Genomic DNA, 21382 nt, shown 5'->3' on the forward strand with positions numbered 1-21382 from the left:
CTGGACACCGTCTATCGCTCATTCGGTGACGTGCGCCCCGCTCAGAAGCTGCCCGAAATGCTCGCCACCACGAACTGATCGGTGTGGTGCCGAATGAACGCGTGAAGAAGAAGCCGTATCGGTCGGGACACGCGCCCGTGTGACGACAGGGAAAAGGCGGTCGGATTCACTAGTGTCCGGGGTCATGTTGCGAATCATCCGGAGAGTGAGTTACGCCGTCTCAGCGCTGGCCATTCTGTCGCAGCCGACCGCGCATGCCGATAACATCATTCTGCCGCCACACGAGAAGACTTTCGAGTCGAGTATGGGCAGTTTTACCGTCGGCACACACGACGAGGTCATCTATCGAATCGCACCGTTGAACATCACGCCCACCAGCCGTGAGGCCTTGGTTTCCACTGTCGCGTACGCCCGGCTCGACGGGCAGGCCGAGGGCGTGCTCAAGACCGGATACTCCGTGGGCTGTCCCGCCAGGCTCGGTGCCGTGCTGCCCGGCATCGATCCCACCACGGAATTCGACCTCGAGGGGCCGCAGCAGAACTACGCGACGGAGCAGGCGCAGTCGTCGACGGTCGAGCGGGCGAGTTCCGGCGAGACGGTGGAGTCCCAGACTCAGGAGTCCGGGCAGGTGCAGGAGTTCAACGGCGTCACCCCCGCCATCGCGGTCGACCCGGGCCTTTTCGTGGAATTGGAACTGCAGCCCGGTGACATCACCAACGTCGATATCGGGGAGGGCAAGCCGCTCATCCCGGGCAAGACCGTGCAGATCGTGACCCGCGATTTCCACATCAAAGTCGACAACTGCGTCGGCCCGGCCACGATCCGCCAATACACCTACGTGCTGACCAGAACACCCGAGGTCGACGACAGCGGAGCGGTGTTCGGCGAGCCCGCCGTGCTGTAGCGAGTCCCGCACGGTCGGCTCAATGCTTGCGGGCGCTCCTCGCGCGCACACGCTGGATCGATGCGGTCCACAGCAGTTGCACCGTGGGCAGGATCTGGTGCAGTTGGACGGACTCCTTGCCCAGCTGTTTGGTCGCCCGCGCCTTGGCGGCGGCCGATGCCTTGGACACATGGCCGGAATCGAAGGGCGGCTGGGGATCGTATTCGATCACCAGCTGAATGGCCTCGGCCTGTGCCCGGCCGGCGAGTTCACCGACCAACCACAGTCCCAGGTCGATACCGGCGGATACCCCGGCCGCCGTGACGATCTTGCCCTCGTGCACGATCCGCTCGTCGCCGACGGGGTCGACGCCGAAGGGCCGCAGGGCGGGCAGCATCAGCCAGTGCGAGGTGGCGCGGCGACCGTCGAGCAGGCCCGCGGCGGCCAGGATCAGCGAGCCCGAGCACACCGATGCCGTCCAGGTCGAGGTCGCGTGGACGCGGCGCACCCAGTCGAGCAGCTTCTCGTCACGCGCGTGTTCCATCGATGTCATGCCGCCGGGCACCAGGAGAAGGTCAGGCGAGGGGGTTTCGTCGAACGAGTGCGTGGCGCCGACCAGCAGCACACCCGAATCGGCCACGATCGGGCCGGGCTCGTGCCAGACGAAACGAATCTCGGCATCGGGTAGCCGCTGTAAGACCTCGTAGGGGCCGATACTGTCCAGGGCGGTGAATCCCGGGTACACCACGATCGCGATCTGCACTGGTCGCTCCTCTGTCTCAGGCGAAGGACTTGCGGTACCGGTCGGGTGAAATACCCAACCGGCGAACGAAATTCCGCCGAAGCGACTCGGCGCTGCCGAATCCGCACCGAGCGGCGATGACGGTGATGGTGTCGTCGGTCTCCTCGAGTTGGCGCCGCGCCGCCTCGGTGCGAATCCGCTCCACGTAGGCGCCCGGCGCCTCGCCCACCTCATCGGTGAACAACCGGGTGAAGTGCCGCGGGCTCATCGCGGCCCGCCGGGCGAGTGCGGAAACACTGTGCGCGCCACCGGGTTCGGACTCGATCGCCGCCTGCGCAGCGCGAATGGGCGCGCGCTTGGCGCGTGGCATCCAGACGGGCGCGGCGAACTGCGTCTGCCCGCCCGGACGGCGCAGATACAGCACGAGCCAGCGGGCGACAGTCTGGGCGGCCTCGGTTCCGTGATCGTCCTCGACCAGCGACAGGGCCAGGTCGATGCCTGCGGTGACCCCGGCCGCGGTCCACACGCCCTCGGCGCTGCGAACGAAGATCGGGTCGGGATCGACGGTGACCGAAGGGAATTCGCGGGCGAGCCGTGCAGCGAAGGCCCAGTGGGTGGTGGCGACACACCCATCGATCAGGCCGGCCTGGGCGGCCAGAAACGCTCCGGTGCACACGCTGACGACCCGGCGGGCGTGCTCGGCGGCGATCCTGATCCAGCCGACCAGGTCGGCATCGCCGCGCACCTCGTCGACCCCGATGCCGCCGGGCAGCACGAGCGTGTCGATCGGGTCGCGAGGGTCGGGCAGTGGCAAGGCGACGAGCGCGAGCCCGGTATCGGTCGTGGCAGGTTCACCGCCACGCGTGACGACGCTGACGGTATAGCCGTCCTCGGCGCGACCCCGTCTGGTCAGGTAGTGGTTGGCCGTGCTGAACACCTCGTGCGGACCGACCAGATCCAGCGCTTGGACTCCCGTGTACCCGAGAACAACGACTGACCTCACGATTCCAGTGTTGCGCATTATCCCGGCGCGTAAAGGCCATGACCCCCACAGATCAGGACATGGACGCCACTCAGTGCTGCGCTGCCACCGACACCGGCCCTGCCGACCCGACACCGAGAACAGCCGCGCCAATCGTCGCGAACGCGATACGCCGGCTCCGCGAGGAGCCGGCGTATCGACAGTCCAGCGGCGTCGCGAACGACTGGCTACATGGCATGCGCGCTTGCGTAGCCGTAGGTCGAGCGGTCCTCGTCGCGGGCGACCAGTTTGCCGTTCACGTACACCGCGGCGTAGGCGTAGCGGGCTTCGGGATGCGCGATCGCCGACCAGATGTACGACTTCTTGACGAAGAACGCGTCGACATTGCGACACCACCGGTCACCCTCCATGGGATCGGTCAGCGTCACCACCTCGTCGCGTTTGCCGAGGGCGTCGTAGTAGGTGATCTCGTTGTCCGCCTGCACGTCCGAGCAGAAGACGTAGCGGACGTTGCCGTAGGCGGGGACCTCGGCGGCAGCGGCGACACCGGCTCCCGCGACGACGGCCCCGGCTAGCGCGCCCCCGGCTCCGATCATCGCGACAGTGCGTCGGAGAGCAGACCGTGTCATGTCAGATTGTCCTTTCGCGAAACGATGCGCCGGGGGAATCGTCCCGTCGGCAGCAGCCCGCACGATGTATGTGAATCGAGCGAACCGAATATTGAATCACAGTGGACCGAAACCTCTTCCACGGTCCTCTCTCCGTCGGTGCTACGGACGAAACAGGTCCGTGTCGTGCTGTCGGGCGATCAGCCCCGAGATCGCGACCGCGGCGGTTCGGCGCACGACGTCGACGAAGTTCACCCGCATCGCCGCCAGCCCGGGATCGGCGGCGTAGGCGGCCTTCATCGCTTCGGCGGGGTGGCTGCACGGCCACGCGGCCATCGCCATCAGCAGGGTCGTCTCGATCAGTGCGCTCGCTCCGGCATCACCGAGTTCGGGCAGATCTCGGATGATCAGCGACTGCAGGGCGCTCAGCGATCGACGGGCGGCATGTTTGTGACCGATGGCGAGGTCGGTGGAGATGTTGCGTTCGAGAACCGAGCCCTGGGCGCTGAGCAGATCGCACAGCACCGGCCGGGCGGCCAGCGAGACAGCGAGCACGTCGGCGAGTTGGTCGCCACGCTCGGTCACCGACCCGCCGACGGGTGACATCGTGCGATCCAGTTCGCGGATCCATTCCTGTATTTCGGTGTCGAGGAGCTCGAGCAGGATCGCTTCGCGAGACTCGAAGTAGCGCAGCACATTGGCCTTGGCCAGGCAGGCGCGACGGCTCAACGCGTTGAGGCTGAGCTCGGCTACCGGCATCTCGCGCAGCATCGCGGCCGCGGTGTCCAGGATCTGGCGCCGGCGCTGTGTGCGCTGCTCATCGGTGCGGGCTCGCTGGAAAGTCACCGTTCAAGAATAAAGTACCGACGGTTCGTTGACAACATACCGGCAGTACTTTACCGTGGGTGGCGTACAAGATACCGGCAGTACTTAAAGGAGTTCACGATGTATCAGGTCCCTGACCAGCACGGAAAGATCGCCGTCGTCACCGGCGCGAACAGCGGCACCGGCAAGGAGGCCGCCAAACGCCTCGCCGGAGCCGGTGCCGAGGTCATCATGGCGGTGCGCACACCCGCCAAGGGACATGAGGCCGCTGCCGAGATCCGCGCCGCCCATCCCGACGCCCAGGTGCGGGTCCACCGGCTCGACCTGGCCGACCTGTCGTCGGTGCGGGAGTTCACCGCGGCGCTCAGCGCCGAAGCTCGCCCGCTGGACCTGTTGATCAACAACGCCGGGGTGATGAATGTGCCCGCGCGCACCGAAACCGTGGACGGTTTCGAGCTCCAGCTGGCCAGCAACTTCCTCGGCCCGTTCGCCCTGACCATCGGCCTGCTGCCGCTGCTGCTCGACGCGCCCGCGCCCAGGGTCGCCACGATGAGCAGCGGAACCGCCAACCGGGCGACCATCGATTTCGAGGATCTCCAGTCCGCCCGCGACTACAGCCCGTTCCGCGCCTACGCCCAGTCCAAGCTAGCGGACATGCTGATGATGACGCACCTCGCCGAACTCGCCGAACAGCGCGGCTGGAACCTGGTCTCGGCCGGTGCGCACCCCGGCTATACCCGCACCAATTTGATGACCTCCGGCCCCAACCTCAACGGCGGCCGCCCCGGCCTGCTCGAGACGATCGCCTACAAGGCCATCCCGTCCCAGGGTCCGCAACAGGGCACCGAACCACTGCTCTACGCCGCGACCAGCCCCGGTGCGGTTTCCGGTGGCTACTACGGGCCCCGATGGGGACTGATCGGCCCGTCCAAGCATGTCACGCTGCCGCGTTCCGGCCGCGACCGAGCAAGCGCCGCGAGGCTCTGGACCGAAGCCGAAACCCTCACCGGTGCAACAATTCCCGACCCGCGTTGACACCACCGCGCGGCCCACTCGATGCTCGCCGTGACAATTTCGGCGATCTCGCGACACCCAGGAGTCCGGACATGAAAGTAGCGATCTTCGGCGCGAGCGGCCTGGTGGGCGACGGCTTCCTCCAGGAGAGCCTGCGCGCCCACGACGTCACCGAGGTCGTCACGATCGGACGGACCCCACCGGGGCTCACCCATCCGAAACTGCGCCACCGCACCCATAGCGACTTCACCGACTTCACCGCCCTCGGTGACGAACTGGCCGACATCGACGCCTGTTTCTGGGCCTTGGGCGTCTCCGCGAGCCAGGTCGACGCCGCCGACTACGAACGAATCACCTACGGCTTCACCAGTGCAGCGGCCCGCCACCTCGCCACCACCCACCCCGACGCCACCTTCGTCTACGTCTCCGGCGGTGGCACCGACAGCACGGGGCAGGGCCGGAGCCGGTGGGCCCGGGTCAAAGGCCGCACCGAGAACCTGATCATCGCGACCTTCCCCAATGGATACGCCCTGCGGCCGGGCTTCGTCCTCCCCGCTCACCGCAAGCGCTCCAACACCGCGGCATACCGGTGGGCGGCAACCGCGGTCGCCCCGTTGACTCCCTTGCTACGGCGACTCCGCTTGGCCCCAGCCCTCCTCACCGATACCGGACAGCTGGGCCGAACCGCCCTCCATCTCGCCCGCCACGGCTGGCCCGACCATGTCCTGGAGAACCGCGCCATCACCGCCGCCGCATCATCGCGCCCCTGACCGCCGATCGCAGACGCTCCAGTGGGTCGTGGGCGGACCGAACGCCTCAGGCGGGCAGCGCGGCGCCGACTGCGGCGCCGATACCCCCGCCGACCGCGTCGCCCGCTGCGGACCCGACCTGCACGAAGGTGACTCCCACCGTGAGGCAACCGACGATCAAGCCGGCGACGGCCAAGATCCCCGCGGTGGGCGCGCCCACGGCGGCGCCGGTTCCGAGACCGCCGAGCGCGCAGCCTGCGGCGAAGCCGATCGCACCGCCCACCGCCGCACCGATGGCTCGCCCCAACTCGATGGCGCCGGGAATGTCGCGTCGGGGCGCCTCGACCGACGGACCGTCGATCGGCGCGACGCCCGCGGCCACCGGCTTTGCGGCGGGTACCGGTGACACGGGTGCGAGACCGAGCGCGGCTGATCGGGCCCGATCGGCCGTCAATCGCAGTGTGCTGTCGCTGATGTCGGCGGCGAACGGGATCGACCGACCGGCGAGCTCGAATGTCAACGGCACCCGCAGGACCACTCTCCCGGCTGTGTCTGTGAGCTCGACAGTGTTTCCGGCATGCCGAAAACTTCCGGAACTGACGGTGGCGACCACAGTCGACCCGTCGACGCGGGCATCCCAGTCGATCTGTGCGGCCGGAACCGCGGAGGCGGACCCGCTAGCGCTCACCAGTATTCCGAACATCGCGACGCAGGCCAGAGCCGACGCTGGTACCATTCGAATCTTACGCATTGTTCGCGTTCTCCCATTCAGGTGAAGATCCGACGAGACCCGGTCGAAAAGGCGCCACTCCACGCCGCGCACAGCGAAACCGAAACTGCCGCAGCGCGTACCGGTTGTCCGACGCTGACATCGTCGATGAGTCGAAGTGTAGCGGTGTTCAGTTGCGGCCGAACGGAAAAAGCAGCGCTCACCGCGGTCACCTGTGGCAACTCACATTCCGCATCGAATTCCATTGAATTCGCGCACCGAATTACCTATCGGCGCCTTCACCGGAAACTATTGTGATGCACCACAATAGAGATGCCGAATGAACATCCCCCGCATCAAGGTTTCCGGGCTCCGACCATTCGAAGTGCCAGCTCGACGTACCCCGCGGCGATGACATCGGCGTCGGAAAACTTCATGGAAGGAAACCATCGGCTGACATCGACCCCGAGCGAGGTGATCGCCAAGGTCGCGACCCCGACATCGACGGGATCGAATTCGCCCGCCGCGGAGCCGGTTTCGATGATCTCGGAGAACACTCTCGACGTGGAACGACGGATCTCGGCGATGACGGCGAAGTGCTCGGGCGACAGCGAGCGCAGTTCGTATTGCGCCACCCGCGCGCCGGCGTGGTGTTCGGCATGCCACCCGACGTAGGCGTGCACGGTCGACATCAGGCGCTCGGTCGCCGAAGTTCCGGCGTGATCGGCGGCGGTGACGGTGTCCAGCACATCGGCGTGCCCTTCCAGGCTGATGGCGTAGAGCAGCGCTTCTTTGGTCTTGTAGTGCGGGTAGACCGCTCCGGGACTCAGGCCGATGCTCGCCGCGATCTCCCGCGTGCCCGCCGCCCCGTACCCCTTGGCGGCGAAGACCTCGATGGCCGCGGCGCGTATCCGCGCAGCCGCCTTGGAGGTACCCAGTTCACCGAGAACCGTCGATCGTGACACGTCCACGCGACATCCGCCTCTCGGTCCATGGGGTTGACATGTCGCCACCCTCCACGCAGGATATGCGATCGTATAGAAACTATACAAACGCATAGTTGAGCATGTCACCTGTCCCGTCCCGGCACACCCCGAGGAAATGTCATGTCCACACTCATGTCCCGCCGCGATCTGGAGTTCCTGCTCTACGAGTGGCTCGAGGTCGACTCGCTGACCAGCCGTGCGCGCTTCGCGGACCACTCCCGCGAGACCTTCGACGCGGTCATGGATTTGAGCGCCGACATCGCCCAGAAGTGCTTCGCACCCGTCAACAAGAAGGGCGACGCGAACCCACCCTATGTCGACGCGACCGGACAGGTCGTGCTGCCGAGCGAGATCGGCGACGGGCTCGCGCAATTCCGCCGGGCGGGCCTGCTCGCTGGTTCGTTCGACGAGGCGCTGGGCGGTATGCAACTGCCCACGGTCGTGAACCGCGCGGCGATGACCTGGTTCCAAGCCGCCAACGCGGCGATGTCGTCCTACTACTTCCTCACCGCCGCCAACGCCAATCTGCTGGCGCGGTTCGGCACCGCCGAACAGATCGATTCCTGGGTCCGTCCGATGCTCGACGGGCGCTTCACCGGCACGATGTGTCTGTCCGAACCGCAAGCCGGGTCGTCGCTGGCCGACATCACCACCAAGGCGGTCGCGCAGGCGGACGGCACCTATCGGGTCACCGGGACCAAGATGTGGATCTCGGGCGGCGACCACGAGCTCACCGACAATATCGTCCACCTGGTCCTGGCCAAGGTCGCCGGCGGCGGGTCGGGGGTGAAGGGGATTTCGCTGTTCATCGTCCCGAAGTACCTCACCGACGGCACCCGCAACGACGTCGCGCTGGTCGGGCTCAACCACAAGATGGGCCATCGCGCCACCACGAACGCGCTGCTGAACTTCGGCGACGGAACCTACACTCCCACAGCGGATTCCGGTGCTGTCGGGTACCTCGTCGGCACCGAGCACCGTGGCCTGGCCTACATGTTCCACATGATGAACGAGGCCCGGATCGGCGTCGGGCTGATGGCCACCGCACTCGGCTACGCCGGCTATCTGGCCTCGCTCGAGTACGCTCGCACCCGCGTGCAGGGCAGGTCGATCGCGGGCGAGGACAGCGCGCCGGTCGCCATCATCGAACACGCCGACGTCAAACGGATGCTCCTGGCCCAGAAATCCTATGTCGAAGGCGCGCTGGCGCTCGGGCTCTACTGCAGCAAACTCGTCGACGAAGCCGAGACGACCACCGGCCCGGAGCGCGAACGCGCGAACCTTCTCCTCGACATCCTCACGCCCATCACGAAGAGCTGGCCGTCGCAGTGGTGTCTGGAGGCGAACAATCTCGCGATCCAGGTCCACGGCGGCTACGGCTACACCACCGAGTTCGATGTCGAACAGTACTACCGAGACAACCGGCTCAATCCCATTCACGAAGGGACACACGGCATCCAGGGCCTGGATCTGCTGGGCCGCAAGGTCACGATGCACGACGGTGCGGGCCTGACCCTGCTCCGCGACACCATCGACGACACGATCCGCCGGGCCCGCACCACGCCGGCGCTGGCCACCTACGCCGACGAGCTGGCTACGACACTGGATCAACTGGTCACCGTCACCGCGCGGATCTGGTCGGCGCAGGATCGCGCCGCCTCGCTGGCCAACGCGAGCATCTATCTCGAAGCCGCCGGGCACATCGTGATCGCCTGGATCTGGCTCGACCAGCTGCTCTGCGTCGGCGACCTCGACGGCGCCTTCTACGACGGCAAACGCAGCGCGGCACAGTACTTCTTCCGGTATGAACTGCCCAGGGTCGCACCGCAATTGACACTGCTCGCCCAGCTCGACCGCACCACCCTCGATACCGACCCGACCTGGTTGTGAACCTGCCGCACTGCCGCACTGCCGCACTTCGATCAAGCCCAAGGAGATCTCGATGTCCCTACTCGAACTGTTCGACATGACCGACAAGGTCGTCATCGTCACCGGCGCGTCGTCCGGACTCGGAGTGTCGTTCGCTCAGGGTTTCGCCGAAGCGGGCGCCGACCTCGTGCTCGCGGCCCGCCGGGCCGACCGGCTGGCCGAGACCGCCGAATCCGTCCGCGCGACGGGTCGACGAGCTCTCGTCGTCCCCGCCGATGTCTCGGTACCGGAACAGTGTCAGGCAGTGGTCGATGCGGCCGTCGCGGAGTTCGGGCGAGTCGATGTCCTGATCAACAATGCCGGCGTCGCCTCCGCGTACCCGGCGACCAGGGAAACCCCGGATCAGTTCCGCGCGGTCGTCGACGTCAACCTGCACGGCTCGTATTGGATGGCGCAGGCCTGCGGCCGCGTCATGCCTGCCGGCGGATCGATCGTCAATATCTCCAGCATTCTCGGCATCACCACCGCGGGCCTGCCACAGGCCGCCTACACCGCCAGCAAGGCCGCCATCATCGGCCTGACCCGCGACCTCGCCCAGCAGTGGGGCTCGCGCAAGGGAATTCGCGTCAACGCGCTGGCCCCCGGGTTCTTCCAGAGCGAGATGACCGACACCTACGACGAGGGCTACGCTGCGTCCCTGATGCCACGGGTCGTACTCGGACGGTACGGCCGCGGCGAGGAGATCGCGGCGACCGCGGTCTGGCTCGCCTCCGCCGCCGGCGGCTACATCACCGGGCAGACCATCGCTATCGACGGCGGCGTCACCATCACCTGAGCCCGCCGACCACGCCGCGCGGCGCTGTCCCTACGGAGATCGCCGCGCGGCGGGGTGGCGTTGGTCGGGTCGTTGACGTGAGCGTGGTCAGCCGGCGGACCCCGTCGAAGCCGACCCCGCGCTACCGCTGGACGACCCACCGCCGGACCGGCAACCGCTGACCACCAACTGCTGCGGATTGGGCAGCCGGTCGGCGGTGACAGGACCGGAACGGACCCGGAAGTAGATCGTCATCGTGCCGTCCTCGTTCGGTGCCGGCGCGCCATCGGCCGCGCGGAGATCGATGGTGGCCGCGCTGACGAAACCGTCCGGTTGCCCATTGGTGTTGTAGGCCGCGCCCGGCCAGACCGGGACACCGGCGGCGACCTCCGAATGCAGCGGCGGATCGCCCACCCATCTGGCCATCGGCCACGGAATGCCGTTCACTTCGCGCCAGGGCGGCGGCATGACCGCCGGAATCGTGGTCGCGTTCACCATCGCCGGATCGTTCTCCTGCTCGAACCACCAATCCGGTTGGTAGAAGGTCGTATTCGTGTAGTTGGTCAGAGTGATCGTCGCCGTACAGTTGTCGTTCGCTGTCCCGACGAGGCGAATGCCTCCCGTTTGGGCCGACGCGGTTCCCGCGCCGAGCACCGAGCCGAACAGCGCCGCGCTCATCGCCACCGTGCCGACCGCCGTCCCAACAGAACTTGACACCATCGCGCCTGCCTTCCGTTGCCCACAGCTGCGCACGACTCTCGCGCGCACCGCCCCGCACCGTCGATAGGCGAAACGTATAAAAGCACGTCGGGACCAGCAAGGACATTCCAGGCAGCGCCGGGCTTCGTTGCCCGACTGTGACGAGGGTCCTGGCGTGCGGCGTCGTGGGGGCGGCCATCGCGAGCAGTGCGGCCTTCGCGTTGTGGCGCGGACCAGCACGCCATCGCCGGCTGGCACATTCCGTCGCCGAACTCGATGCCTCGGCCGGAGTTGATCCCGCGGAGAGGTCAGGCTCGGTGTCGGCGACGACGCAAGGGGTTCACCGGCTCACGCCGAGCTGTCCGGGTTCGACATCCTGGGCGCGCATCAGGCCGTGTGCTTCCACGGAAGCCACCAATTCACCTGCGGCCGTATATATCCGGGTCTGGGTGTACATGCGTCCGCTGCCGGCGAAAGGGCTCTCGCAGCGCAGCAGCAGCCAGTCGTGCACGGTGAACGGCCGATGGAAGGTGATGGTCTGGGTGAGCATGGCCGATTTTCCGCGCCCACCGCGTCGCGAGATCTCGGCCTGTGGGTACGGGCGCAACGCGGCGGGGCCGAGGAAACCCTCGCTGCCGTGGGCCAGCATCGCCCGCGAGAGAACGGGCAGATCGGGCGCCTTGCCGCAGCGCATCCACACGTCCAACGACGGTGGGCCCGCGAGGTCGAGCGCCAGTGCCGCTGCCCCGCCGAGCGTCTTGACCTCCCACGGCAGCAGGGCGCACGGCAGGTCCGCGCAGTCTTGCGGTCCCGGTACATCAGGGGGCAGTACAGCGTGGTGTGCGAGGAAATCCGGTTCCTCGACGCTGAGCATGGCCAGCACCCGGGCGTGCTCACGCCCTTCCTGCCGGAACGACAACTGCACGGTGGCCAGGGCGCGCCCAGACTGGACGACCTCGACGTCCACGTCGACCTCGCGATCGGCGTAGCCACCGCGCGGGAACACTCCGTGCAGCGACTGCACCGCCATCCCCGGTACCGTGCGCTCGGCCGCGACCACCGCCTGTGCCAGCGTCTGGCTGCCCAGGGTGGTCGGCAATGTCGACGTCACGTTCCTCGCCCGGAATCGTCCGGGTGCGATCTCGGCGAGATCGAGCACGTCGAGCAGGTCGGCCAGGTCGACGACCGGCCAATATTCGGTTCCACCAGCCATGGCCGAATGCTCGCACATGCCTCGGGCGCCGGGAAAGTCAGCGTGCGCGGTGAGTGGGACGGGCGGGGTTGTTCAGGTGACTTGCGTTCGGGATGAGCGCAATTCTGTTCGCCGACGGTTGTGACGGGTTGTATCGAAACATGGCATCACAGGAGACCCAGGTCGCCGAGGTAGACAGTTTCACCGCCGACTGGCAGCAGTGGCACCGACAGCAGGAGGCGCGACTGTCCGACCGACACGGTTTCCTGGCCATCACCAACCTGCATTGGCTCACCGAAACCCCGGAGCGGTTCACCGACGCGCCCGGCGCCTGGTCCACCGGGGTCGACGGGGTGGTCGTCGTCCTCGACGAGGGCGAGGAACTGATCATCGACGGGACACCGGTGCGCGGGCGCTACGCGTTCGGCCCGATCGCCGAACGCGACGGCGTGAACGCCGTGTGGGGTGACGCGGTGATCGAGGTCGCCCGCCGTGGTGGCAACGACATCGTCCGCCCCCGGCACCCGAAAAACGAGTTGCGCACCGCTTTTCGCGGCACACCCGCCTTCGCGCCGGACCCGAACTGGGTGGTGACGGGGCGCTATGTTCGGTTCGAGCAGCCGCGGCCGACCACCGTCGGCGCCTCGGTCGAAGGGCTGGAGCACGTCTACGACGCCCCCGGACAGGTCGAGTTCGACGTTGACGGTCAGTCGCTGCGGCTGACCGCGTTCCCCGGCCGCAACCCGGGCGATCTGTCGGTGTTGTTCACCGACTCCACCTCGGGCGTCACCACCTACGCCGCGAATCGCGTTCTCCAGGTGCCGACGCCCGCGGCCGACGGCACGGTCGTGCTCGACTTCAATCGGGCGGTCAACCTGCCGTGTGCCTACACCGATCTGGCGACCTGCCCACTGCCGCCCGCGGAGAACCGGCTCCCGATCGCCGTCGAGGCGGGAGAGAAGATTCCCTACGAGCGTCAGAAATGACCACACCGCGGATCAACGCGTTGGCGTTCCTGACGCCGGGCAACTTTCTCGACGACGACCCGTATACCGGGTTGGAGGACACGCTTCGACTGTTCGAATACGGCGAGCGGCTCGGCGTCGACGGTGCGTGGATCCGGCAGCGTCATCTCGAGCACGGTGTCGGCTCCGCGGCGGTGTTCCTGGCCGCCGCGGCCCAGCGCACCAGCCGGGTGGAGTTGGGGGCCGCGGTCATTCCGATCGGCTACGAGAGCCCGTTCCGGCTGGCCGAGGACCTGTCGCTGGCCGATGTACTGTCGCGGGGTCGATTGCAGCCCGGGTTCAGCGCGGGGACTCCGCCGCACGCCGACCTCATCGGCGATCTGGTCTTCGATGGTGACTGGCGCAGCTTCGACCTGTCCTACGGTCGCGTCGCCCGCCTGCTCGAGAACCTGCGTGGCGACTATCTCGGCGACGCCGACACGGTCATCGCCTCGCCGGGCAACACCCAGCGTCCCCGCCTCCAGCCGCACAGCCCGGGCCTGGCGGATCGCGTCTGGTACGGCGGCGCGAGCATTCGATCCGTGCATTGGGCGGCGCGCAACGGGCTGAATCTGCTCACCGGCAATATCGTCTTCGGTGACAGCAGTGACGATTTCACCACCTCCCAGCTGACCCTGATCGCGGACTATCGCCGCCTGATCGACCCGGCGCGACCCGCTCGGGTGGCGGTCGGGCGGGTGATCGTCCCGTTCGACAGCGCCGACCGCGCGACCAGAGAGCGCTACCGCGACTACGCCGCGAGCCGCCACGACCGCACCCTCGGCCCGCAGGGGCAACGCCGAGCCCTGTTCGCACGCGACATCGTCGGCACCGCCGAGCAGATCCTGGAACAGCTGCGGGCCGACCCGGTACTCGCGCAGACCACGGAGCTGCGCCTGGAACTTCCCTACGAATTCCACCGCGAGGACTACGAGCAGATCCTGCACGACACCGTGCACCTGATCGCGCCCGAGTTGGGCTGGAAACCGTCGCTCACGGATGACGCGCACTGATTCTTCACAACGCGACGATCGCTGAGGGAGAACGGTTTACGCTCCCTCAGCGATCGTCGGTGGGTCAGGCGGCGCGTCGACGCAGGGCGGCGTCGGCCAGCGCGTCGGGGATCTTGCCGGTGTCGCGGTCGGCGAAAATCGTGCCGGGCGGGACGATCTCGTCGATGCGGTCGAGGATCTCCTCGGTCAGCACGACCTCCGCCGCGCCCAGGTAGGCATCGAGGTGTTCCTCGGTGCGCGGGCCGATGATGGCGGCGCTGACATCGGGGTGTGCGAGCACGAAACCGATCGCGAGCTGGATGAGGGTGAGACCGGATTCCGCCGCGAGCACGGCGAGCGCGTCGGCGGCGGCGAGTTTCGCCGCGTTGGCGGGTGCGTCGATGTCGAACCGGCCCGGGATCAGCTCGGCCCGATGCGAACTCGGCTGGGGTCCGCCGATTCGGTACTCGCCGGAGAGCCAGCCCGCGGCGAGCGGACCGTAGGTGATGACGCCGAGGCCGTACTTGCGGGCGATCGGCAATGTCTCGCGTTCGATGCCGCGGATCAGCGGTGAATACGGAACCTGTTCGGCCGCAGAACGATTGGCCTTGGTTCGATCGGCGATCCACTGGGCTTCGATCAGTTCGCCGGGCGAGAAGACCGAGGTGCCGTAGTAGCGGATCTTGCCGGCGCGGACGAGGTCGTCGAGCGCGGCGACGGTCTCCTCCAGCGCGGTCACCGATTCGGGGCGATGCACCTGGTAGAGGTCGAGGTGGTCGGTGTCGAGGCGGCGCAGCGAGTCCTCGACGGCGCGGGCGATCCAGCGCCGCGAGTTGCCCCGGTGGGTGGGGTCGTCGTCGACGGCGTTGTGGAACTTGCTGGCCAGAATCACCTCGTCACGCCGACCGCGCAGTGCCTTGCCGACGATGATCTCCGATTCGCCACGCGAATAGGTGTCGGCGGTGTCGACGATGTTGATGCCGGCGTCGAGCGCCCGGTGGATCAGGGCGATCGATTCCTCGTGTGTGGTGCCGCCACGGGAACCGAAGTTCATGGTGCCGAGGGCGTACGGGCTCACCCGAACACCGGTGCGGCCGAGCAGGCGCAGGTCGGACAGGCTCATCGGGTGGCTCCGATCGTGGTGCGGCGGGTGGCCGCGTCGGTGAGCGACGGCGGCAGGTAGCCCTCGTCGGCGGGGCTGAGTGTGGTTCCTGGCGCGACGATCTCGTCGATCCGATCCAGCACCTCGGTGCTCAATCGCACGTCGACGGCGCCGAGTTGGGTTTCGAGGTGGGCCAGGGTGCGCGGCCCGATGATGACGGTGCTCACCGCCGGGTGCTGGAGCACGAACGCCAGCGACAGGTGCACCAGCGACAGGCCCGCCTCGTCGGCGAGTTTCGCCAATTCCTCGGCGGCGGCGCGTTTGCGCTGGTTGGCGACCAGTTCGGGGTCGTGCCGATGTGGCTGACGGGTGAGCCTGCTCGACTCGGCCGCGGTCTCGCCCGCCCGGTAGCGACCGGAGAGCCAGCCGCCGGCGAGGGGACTCCAGGTGAGCACGCCGAGGCCGTGCCGTTCGGCGATCGGCAGGGTGGCGCGTTCCGCGCCGCGCGCCAGGATGGAGTACGGCGGCTGCTCGGTGACCGGACGGGCCAGGTTGCGATCGGTGGCCACCCATTGCGCCTCGACCAGCTGATGCGGTTCGAAGGTGGTGGTGCCGTAGTAGCGGATCTTGCCCGCGCGCACCAGATCGTCGAGTGCCCGCAGAGTCTCCTCCAGGGGGACATCGGGGTCGGGGCGATGCACCTGGTAGAGGTCGAGGTGGTCGGTGTCGAGGCGGCGCAGCGAATCCTCGACGGCGCGGATGATCCAGCGCCGGGAGTTGCCACGATGGTTGGGGTCGGTGCCGATCTGGCCGTGGAACTTGCTGGCGAGGACCACCTCGTCGCGGCGCCCACGCAGGGCCTTGCCGACGATCTGTTCGTTCTCACCCTGGGAGTACACGTCGGCGGTGTCGACGACGTTGATGCCCGCGTCGAGGGCACGGTGGATGATCGTCGCGGCGTCGTCGTGGTCGGGATTGGCCCAGGCGCCGAAGTTCATGGCGCCCAGCGTGAGTGGGCTCACCAGCACGCCGGTGCGGCCGAGGTGTCGCAGTGTCATGGAGTGGGTTGTCACTTTCCGGTAGCGGAGACAGGTTGGTGGGCAAAGGAATTCGCGGGCTCGGGCAGACCGAGGTGACCGCGCAGGGTGGTGTGTTCGTATTCGCGGCGAAAGAGCCTGCGCCGGCGCAGTTCGGGGACCACCTGGTCGACGAAGTCAGTCAGGTAGCCGGGCAGCACGGCCGGGATGATGGTGAAGCCGTCGATGCCCGCGTTGCGATGCCACAGTTCGATGTGGTCGGCGACCGTCTGCGGTGTGCCGATCACCACGCGATGGCCGCCGAGGAACTCGGTGAGCAGTTGCCGCACGGTGTGGCCGGTTTCGACGGCGTAGCCGGTGAGCGAGGCGAAGAACCCCTGTGGGCCGATCCGGTCGGCGGGCAGCACGGTGAGATGGTGCGGCAGCGGGGCGTCGAGGTCGAGTTCGACGTCGGGATAGCCCAGCCAGCGAGCGAACTGGCGTACCGGGGCGCTGTCGGGGTGCAGGCGGCCCTGTAATTCGTCGAACCGTGCGCGCGCCTCGGCCTCGGTGGACCCGATCACCGGGACCAGCCCGGGCAGGATCCGGATCGCGTCGCCGTCACGGCCGGATGCCACTGCCGCCGCCCGGATCTCGGCCGAGAAGCCGCGCGCGGCCGACAGGCTGAGCTGGGTCGTATAGATCGCCTCGGCGTGCGCGGCCGCGAAGGCCCGGCCCTGTGGGGACGCTCCGGCCTGCACGAGAACGGGGCGGCCCTGCGGGGAGCGCAGCACGTTCAGTGGCCCGGCGACGGAGTAGAACTCGCCATGATGGTCCACCGCGTGCACGCGATCCGGGTCGGCGAAGACACCGGCTTCCTGATCGCCGATCAGCGCGCCGGATTCCCAACTGTCCCATAGCTTCTCAGTCAACGAGACGTACTCGGCGGCACGTCGGTACCGTGCGTCGCGGTCGGGCAACTCGGCGATGCCGAAGTTGCGGGCGGCGTTGGGTTCGAAGGTGGTGACCACGTTCCAGCCGGCCCTGCCGCCACTGACGTGATCGAGCGAGAGGATCCGCCGAGCCAGGTTGTAGGGCAGGTTCAGCGACGTGGTCGCGGTAGGGATGAGCCCGATCCGCTCGGTCGTCACGGCCAGCGCCGAACTGAGCAGGATCGGGTCGAGGGTGGCGGCGGGTGCTCGGGCGATGCCGGGCTGCTGCACCGGGATATCGGGGAACAGCAGGCCGTCGAGTCCGCCGCGTTCGGCTTCGGCTGCGACCCGCTGGTAGTGCCCGAGCTGGATGAACGCGTCGGCGGGCAGGGTCGGTTCCAGCCAGGCGGCCGGGTGGTACCCGGCGCTACCGACGTTGACGAGGAAATGCAGTCTGCGGGCCATCAGGCAACCCCTTCGGCGATAGTGCCCCGGTAGGTGGGGACGGGCAGGCCGAGGTGACCGCGCAGGGTGGTCGCCTCGTACTCGGTGCGGAACACGCCGCGCCGGCGCAGGATCGGCACGACACCGTCGACGAAGTCGTCGAAGCCGCCGGGCAGGACATCGGGCATCAGGTTGAAGCCGTCGGCGATGCCCGCCTCGACCCAGTCGATGATCGCGTCGGCGACCTGTTCCGGGGTGCCGGTGACGATGCGGTGGCCCGCGCCGCCGCCGAGACGCCGCAGCAGTTGGCGCACTGTCAGATTCTCCCGACGGGCCAGGCCGAGAGCGATCTTGTAGAAGGTCTGCGACCCGCCCGCCTCGTCGGGGTCGGCCAGCAGGTGCCACGGGAGCGGTCCGTCGAGGGTGAGGTCGTCGCGGTCGACGCCGAGTTGGGTGGCCAGCCGATCGAGCGCGTATTCCGGTGGGACCAGCTCGGCCAGCAGTTCGCGGCGCTGGGCGGCCTCGGCTTCGGTGGACCCGAGCACAGTGGACAGGCCGGGCAGGATCAGAACATCCTCGGCCCTTCGCCCGTAACCGACGGCACGGGCCTTCACGTCGCGGTAATACTCCCCCGCTTCGTCGGCGGTCTGCGCGGCGGTGAAGATCACCTCGCCGACCCGGGCGGCCAGCGCCCGACCGTCTTTCGACGCACCGGCCTGCACGACCACCGGTTCGCCCTGGGGCGAGCGCGGGACATTCAGCGGACCGGCCACATCGAAGTGCGGGCCGTGGTGGTCGACGGCGTGGATGCGCGCGTAGTCGGCGAAACGGTGTGTCGCCTTGTCGCCGATCAGCGCGTCGGGTTCCCAGCTGTTCCAGAGCGCGCGCACCACCTCGACGAATTCGGCGGCGCGTTCGTAGCGGGCGCCGTGGGCCGGTTCGGCGTCGAAGCCGAAGTTGCGCGCGGCGTCGGCTCCGGCGGTGGTGACCACGTTCCAGCCGGTGCGGCCACCGCTGAGCAGGTCGAGCGAGGCGAAGCGGCGCGCGACGTCGTAGGGGTCGTTGTAGCTCGACGACAGGGTGGCGATCAGGCCGACATGCTCGGTCGCCGCGGCGAGCGCGGCCAGGATCACCGACGGTTCGAGGCTGTTGAACGGCCGGTACCGGATGTCCTCGCGGATGGCGGGCCCGTCGGCGAGGAAGATCGCGTCGAACGTGGCTTCCTCGGCGCGGCGGGCGATGCGCACATAGTGGTCGAGGCCGAAACTCGCGGCGGGGTCGGTGCCGGGGAAGCGCCACGAGCCGCCGAAGACCCCCGCGTTGAGAATATTGACATTGAGGTGCACCTGTCGGCGTCCGGTCACGGCTGTTCCTCCTTGGCGCGGCCGGCCGCCAATGCGGCGCGACCGAGATCGGCGAGAACGAAATCGCTCTGCGGGAAGTGGATTCGCCCGACCATGGCGTCGCGATGGTGGCGTTCGAGTGGATGCCGACGGTCGAGGCCGGGGTTTCCGGTCAGGTCGAGTGCGGATTCGGTGACCCGGATGGCGGTGGCGGTGGCGACGTGTTTGGCCAGTGCGGGCAGGCGCGAGTGCTCGTCGTCGGCCAGGCTCGCCACGCCCTGGCAGACCAGTGCGCGGCTGGTCTGGATCCAGGCTTCGATCTCCCCCACCCGGTCGTGGAACCGTGGCACGGTGGCCAGCGAATCACCCAGTGCGGTGGGCACTCTGGTGTGCAGGTAGCGCACGAGCCAGTCCCGCGCCGCGATCGCGACGCCGTTGTAGTTCGCGGCCAGTAGCAGCGGCAGCGCCTGACGCCCCGCTCGGCGGATCTTCGTGGTGCCGTCGTTGGGGTCGCGCAGATCGACGAGTCTGGCGTCGGCGACGACCGTGCCGTCGAAGACCACCGACTGGGTGTCGGAGGCGCGCAGGCCCAGGTGATTCCAGGTCGGTTCGACGTGCCAGTCGGTGGCGGTGCGGTCGAGCAGGAAGGTCGCCACCCGTGGGTTCGGTTCGGCGGTACTGGTGGTGACGGTGAACCAGCTCAGTCCGGAAATGCCGGTGGCGTAGGCCTTTTCGCCGTCGATGCGCCACTCGCCGGACGACAGCCTGGTGGCGGTGGTGGCCGGGATGCCGCCGCGGGAGAGGCTGCCCAGTTCGCGTTCGACGGCGAGACCGTTGATCAGCGCGCCGTCGGTAGCTGCCGAGCGCAGCACCCGCTCCTTCAGCTCGGCGGGCCACGGGCTGTCGTCACGGAGCAGGCTCAGATGGTTGGTGTAATTCCATTGCAGGATCAGGCCGACCGACGGGTCGGCGGCGCCGACGCGCTCGATCACCTCGACCGCCTCGGCCAGACCCGCGCCGAGACCGCCGTATTCCACCGGAACCACGAGCGCGGGCGCGCCGATCGCGCGCAGCGCCTCGAAGGCGGCGAACGGAAAGGCCCCCGCCCGGTCGTGTTCGGCGGCGCGATCCGCGATCAGCGCGAGGGCGTCGGCGAACGCGTCCTGCTCCAGACCGTGCACGGTGTGTGCTGGTGCCACAGCTGTCATGCGGATGTCACTCTCCTGGTCGCGTCCCGACCACTCGGCGGCGGTCGAACGCAGATCTGTGCGGCGCACCGGAATTCACCGGAAAGGGAATCGGGGCGCGATGAAGTGGATCGCCGAAATCAGCGACGACAGGGCGGAGCCGGGATGGCGGCCTCGATCCGGATATTCGACAATTCCACGAGACCTCCTTTCCACGTTCGGCATCCGCGATCCAGTATCGGAACCTCCGATGCCGACGAACAAGACAGCCGGTCTACCGGATTCGTTCAGTTTTTCTCGATCCTCGACCGCGATCAGGACGCCAACTGCTCGGGTGCGGCGATGGTGCGCAGCATCCGAATGGCGGCGGCGACAGCGGGCCTTTCCAAGGAGGCCTGCCGGTAGGTCACGCCCACCTGACGCGACCCGTTGGCGACGGTGCAGGCGATCAGGTGGCGGTACTCCGGTGGTACCGACATCTCCGGTACCACCGCCACCCCGAGCCCGTGGTCGACGATCTCGGCCATCCCGGCGAAGGTGCCGCTGCGATGCTCGATCCGCGGGGCGAACCCGGCCTCACGGCAGGCGTACATCACCGACACGATCGACGGCGCGCCGTCACGGGCGGCGATCCAGTCGGCGTCGCGGACCGCGGACAAGCCCTGCTGGCGGGCCCGTTCCCGCAGGCCGGGCGGGGCGAGTAGCACGAGCGGATCGTCGAACAGGTACTCCGAGGACAGCCCGAGCGGCAGATCGCGAGCCCGGAACGAATACGAATAGGTGATGGCGATATCGACCTCTTGCTGGCGTACTGCGGGTACCGCGTCCACCGGGATCAAGTCGACCACCTGCACCCGCAGACCCGGATTCTCGTTCATCAGTCGCGCCGCGGCGGGCAGCGCGAGCCGGGTCTGCGCGGTGCGGAAGGTGGCCAGGGTGAGCACGCCGGTGATGGCCTCGGCGGTCGCCGCCACCGCGCTCTCGGCTTCCTCGAGCGCGGTGATGATCCGCGAGGTGTAGTCCACCAGGACCCGACCGGCATGGGTCAGGCGCAGCACCCGGCCCTCGCGGCGGGTGAGCACAGCGCCCACTTCCTCTTCCAGGATGCGCAATTGTTGCGATACCGCCGACGTGGTGATCCCGTGCAATTCCGATACGGCGGTCATGGTGGTTCGCTCGGCGAGATCACGCAACAAAACAAGGCGTCGAATGTCGTACATGAATTCCTCGCTTCGACCGGGTGGCTTCCGGATTCGCCCATCATCGGGCAGTACCGACCTTCCAGGAAAT

21 protein-coding genes are annotated in these 21382 nt (G+C 67.9%); 7 read left to right on the top strand and 14 right to left on the bottom strand.

Annotated features, from left to right (window positions below; translation table 11 throughout):
* The first annotated feature begins 205 nt into the window (after nt 1-205).
* Complete coding sequence (locus tag NA12_RS19765) at nt 206-904, top strand: MspA family porin (RefSeq protein ID WP_165914838.1); 699 nt, start codon at nt 206-208, stop codon at nt 902-904.
* A 19-nt stretch (nt 905-923) separates the two neighbouring features.
* Here NA12_RS19765 and NA12_RS19770 read toward each other — a convergent pair whose 3' ends face one another.
* The 4 genes from NA12_RS19770 to NA12_RS19785 all read right to left on the bottom strand — a co-directional run bounded on the left by NA12_RS19770 (nt 924) and on the right by NA12_RS19785 (nt 4061).
* Nucleotides 924-1646 carry a DJ-1/PfpI family protein gene (locus NA12_RS19770; protein WP_067453159.1) on the bottom strand — a complete coding sequence of 241 codons (723 nt, stop codon included), beginning with the start codon at nt 1644-1646 and terminating at the stop codon, nt 924-926.
* 16 nt (nt 1647-1662) lie between these two features.
* Entirely contained in the window at nt 1663-2646 is a 984-nt protein-coding gene (locus tag NA12_RS19775) for a GlxA family transcriptional regulator (protein ID WP_067453161.1), read from the bottom strand.
* A 188-nt stretch (nt 2647-2834) separates the two neighbouring features.
* A complete protein-coding gene (locus NA12_RS19780) occupies nt 2835-3236 on the bottom strand; it encodes a hypothetical protein (protein ID WP_132370035.1) in 402 nt (133 codons plus the stop codon).
* 141 nt (nt 3237-3377) lie between these two features.
* Nucleotides 3378-4061: a TetR/AcrR family transcriptional regulator gene (locus NA12_RS19785; protein WP_067453167.1), complete on the bottom strand. Its 684-nt coding sequence runs from the start codon at nt 4059-4061 to the stop codon at nt 3378-3380.
* A 99-nt stretch (nt 4062-4160) separates the two neighbouring features.
* Between NA12_RS19785 and NA12_RS19790 the strand changes: the two genes are divergently transcribed.
* Both NA12_RS19790 and NA12_RS19795 read left to right on the top strand, forming a co-directional pair.
* Nucleotides 4161-5075 (top strand): SDR family oxidoreductase, encoded by a 915-nt coding sequence (locus NA12_RS19790; RefSeq protein ID WP_067453171.1) that lies wholly within the window; start codon nt 4161-4163, stop codon nt 5073-5075.
* A 71-nt stretch (nt 5076-5146) separates the two neighbouring features.
* Nucleotides 5147-5824, top strand: a complete 678-nt coding sequence (locus NA12_RS19795) for a Rossmann-fold NAD(P)-binding domain-containing protein (protein ID WP_067453174.1) — start codon at nt 5147-5149, stop codon at nt 5822-5824.
* Between the two features lie 46 nt (nt 5825-5870).
* Here the strand turns inward: NA12_RS19795 and NA12_RS19800 are convergent, their stop codons facing one another.
* On the bottom strand, nt 5871-6554 hold the full coding sequence (locus NA12_RS19800) for a DUF8020 domain-containing protein (RefSeq protein WP_503826294.1): 684 nt from the start codon (nt 6552-6554) through the stop codon (nt 5871-5873).
* Nucleotides 6555-6868: 314 nt separating this feature from the next.
* Nucleotides 6869-7483, bottom strand: a complete 615-nt coding sequence (locus NA12_RS19805) for a TetR/AcrR family transcriptional regulator (RefSeq protein WP_067453179.1) — start codon at nt 7481-7483, stop codon at nt 6869-6871.
* A 135-nt stretch (nt 7484-7618) separates the two neighbouring features.
* Between NA12_RS19805 and NA12_RS19810 the strand changes: the two genes are divergently transcribed.
* Complete coding sequence (locus tag NA12_RS19810) at nt 7619-9388, top strand: acyl-CoA dehydrogenase (RefSeq protein WP_067453183.1); 1770 nt, start codon at nt 7619-7621, stop codon at nt 9386-9388.
* Between the two features lie 52 nt (nt 9389-9440).
* Nucleotides 9441-10202, top strand: coding sequence for an SDR family NAD(P)-dependent oxidoreductase (locus NA12_RS19815; RefSeq protein ID WP_067453186.1), 762 nt, complete (start codon nt 9441-9443; stop codon nt 10200-10202).
* Nucleotides 10203-10289: 87 nt separating this feature from the next.
* Here NA12_RS19815 and NA12_RS19820 read toward each other — a convergent pair whose 3' ends face one another.
* Both NA12_RS19820 and NA12_RS19825 read right to left on the bottom strand, forming a co-directional pair.
* The gene (locus NA12_RS19820; RefSeq protein ID WP_255284092.1) at nt 10290-10901 is read right to left on the bottom strand and encodes a hypothetical protein; all 612 of its coding nucleotides are present in this window, start codon (nt 10899-10901) and stop codon (nt 10290-10292) included.
* A gap of 319 nt (nt 10902-11220) precedes the next feature.
* Nucleotides 11221-12093: an acyl-CoA thioesterase gene (locus NA12_RS19825; RefSeq protein WP_067453189.1), complete on the bottom strand. Its 873-nt coding sequence runs from the start codon at nt 12091-12093 to the stop codon at nt 11221-11223.
* A gap of 140 nt (nt 12094-12233) precedes the next feature.
* Here NA12_RS19825 and NA12_RS19830 point away from each other — a divergent pair, with 140 nt between their 5' ends.
* Nucleotides 12234-13058, top strand: coding sequence for a DUF1684 domain-containing protein (locus tag NA12_RS19830; protein ID WP_067453192.1), 825 nt, complete (start codon nt 12234-12236; stop codon nt 13056-13058).
* Nucleotides 13055-14089 carry an LLM class flavin-dependent oxidoreductase gene (locus tag NA12_RS19835; RefSeq protein ID WP_067453195.1) on the top strand — a complete coding sequence of 345 codons (1035 nt, stop codon included), beginning with the start codon at nt 13055-13057 and terminating at the stop codon, nt 14087-14089. Before NA12_RS19830 ends, NA12_RS19835 begins: the two co-directional genes overlap by 4 nt.
* Nucleotides 14090-14153: 64 nt before the next feature.
* Here NA12_RS19835 and NA12_RS19840 read toward each other — a convergent pair whose 3' ends face one another.
* The 6 genes from NA12_RS19840 to NA12_RS19865 form a co-directional block, all read right to left on the bottom strand.
* Entirely contained in the window at nt 14154-15191 is a 1038-nt protein-coding gene (locus tag NA12_RS19840) for an aldo/keto reductase (protein WP_067453198.1), read from the bottom strand.
* Complete coding sequence (locus NA12_RS19845; protein WP_067453201.1) at nt 15188-16228, bottom strand: aldo/keto reductase; 1041 nt, start codon at nt 16226-16228, stop codon at nt 15188-15190. Before NA12_RS19845 ends, NA12_RS19840 begins: the two co-directional genes overlap by 4 nt.
* 11 nt (nt 16229-16239) lie before the next feature.
* On the bottom strand, nt 16240-17583 hold the full coding sequence (locus NA12_RS19850; RefSeq protein WP_067453204.1) for an NtaA/DmoA family FMN-dependent monooxygenase: 1344 nt from the start codon (nt 17581-17583) through the stop codon (nt 16240-16242).
* Entirely contained in the window at nt 17583-18926 is a 1344-nt protein-coding gene (locus tag NA12_RS19855; protein ID WP_067453207.1) for an LLM class flavin-dependent oxidoreductase, read from the bottom strand. Before NA12_RS19855 ends, NA12_RS19850 begins: the two co-directional genes overlap by 1 nt.
* Nucleotides 18923-20113: an acyl-CoA dehydrogenase family protein gene (locus tag NA12_RS19860; RefSeq protein WP_067453780.1), complete on the bottom strand. Its 1191-nt coding sequence runs from the start codon at nt 20111-20113 to the stop codon at nt 18923-18925. Before NA12_RS19860 ends, NA12_RS19855 begins: the two co-directional genes overlap by 4 nt.
* Nucleotides 20114-20406: 293 nt before the next feature.
* Nucleotides 20407-21312 carry a LysR family transcriptional regulator gene (locus NA12_RS19865; RefSeq protein ID WP_067453210.1) on the bottom strand — a complete coding sequence of 302 codons (906 nt, stop codon included), beginning with the start codon at nt 21310-21312 and terminating at the stop codon, nt 20407-20409.
* Nucleotides 21313-21382 lie beyond the last annotated feature (70 nt).

Source organism: Nocardia alba NBRC 108234 (assembly GCF_001612665.1).
Classification (GTDB): Bacteria; Actinomycetota; Actinomycetes; order Mycobacteriales; family Mycobacteriaceae; genus Nocardia; species Nocardia alba.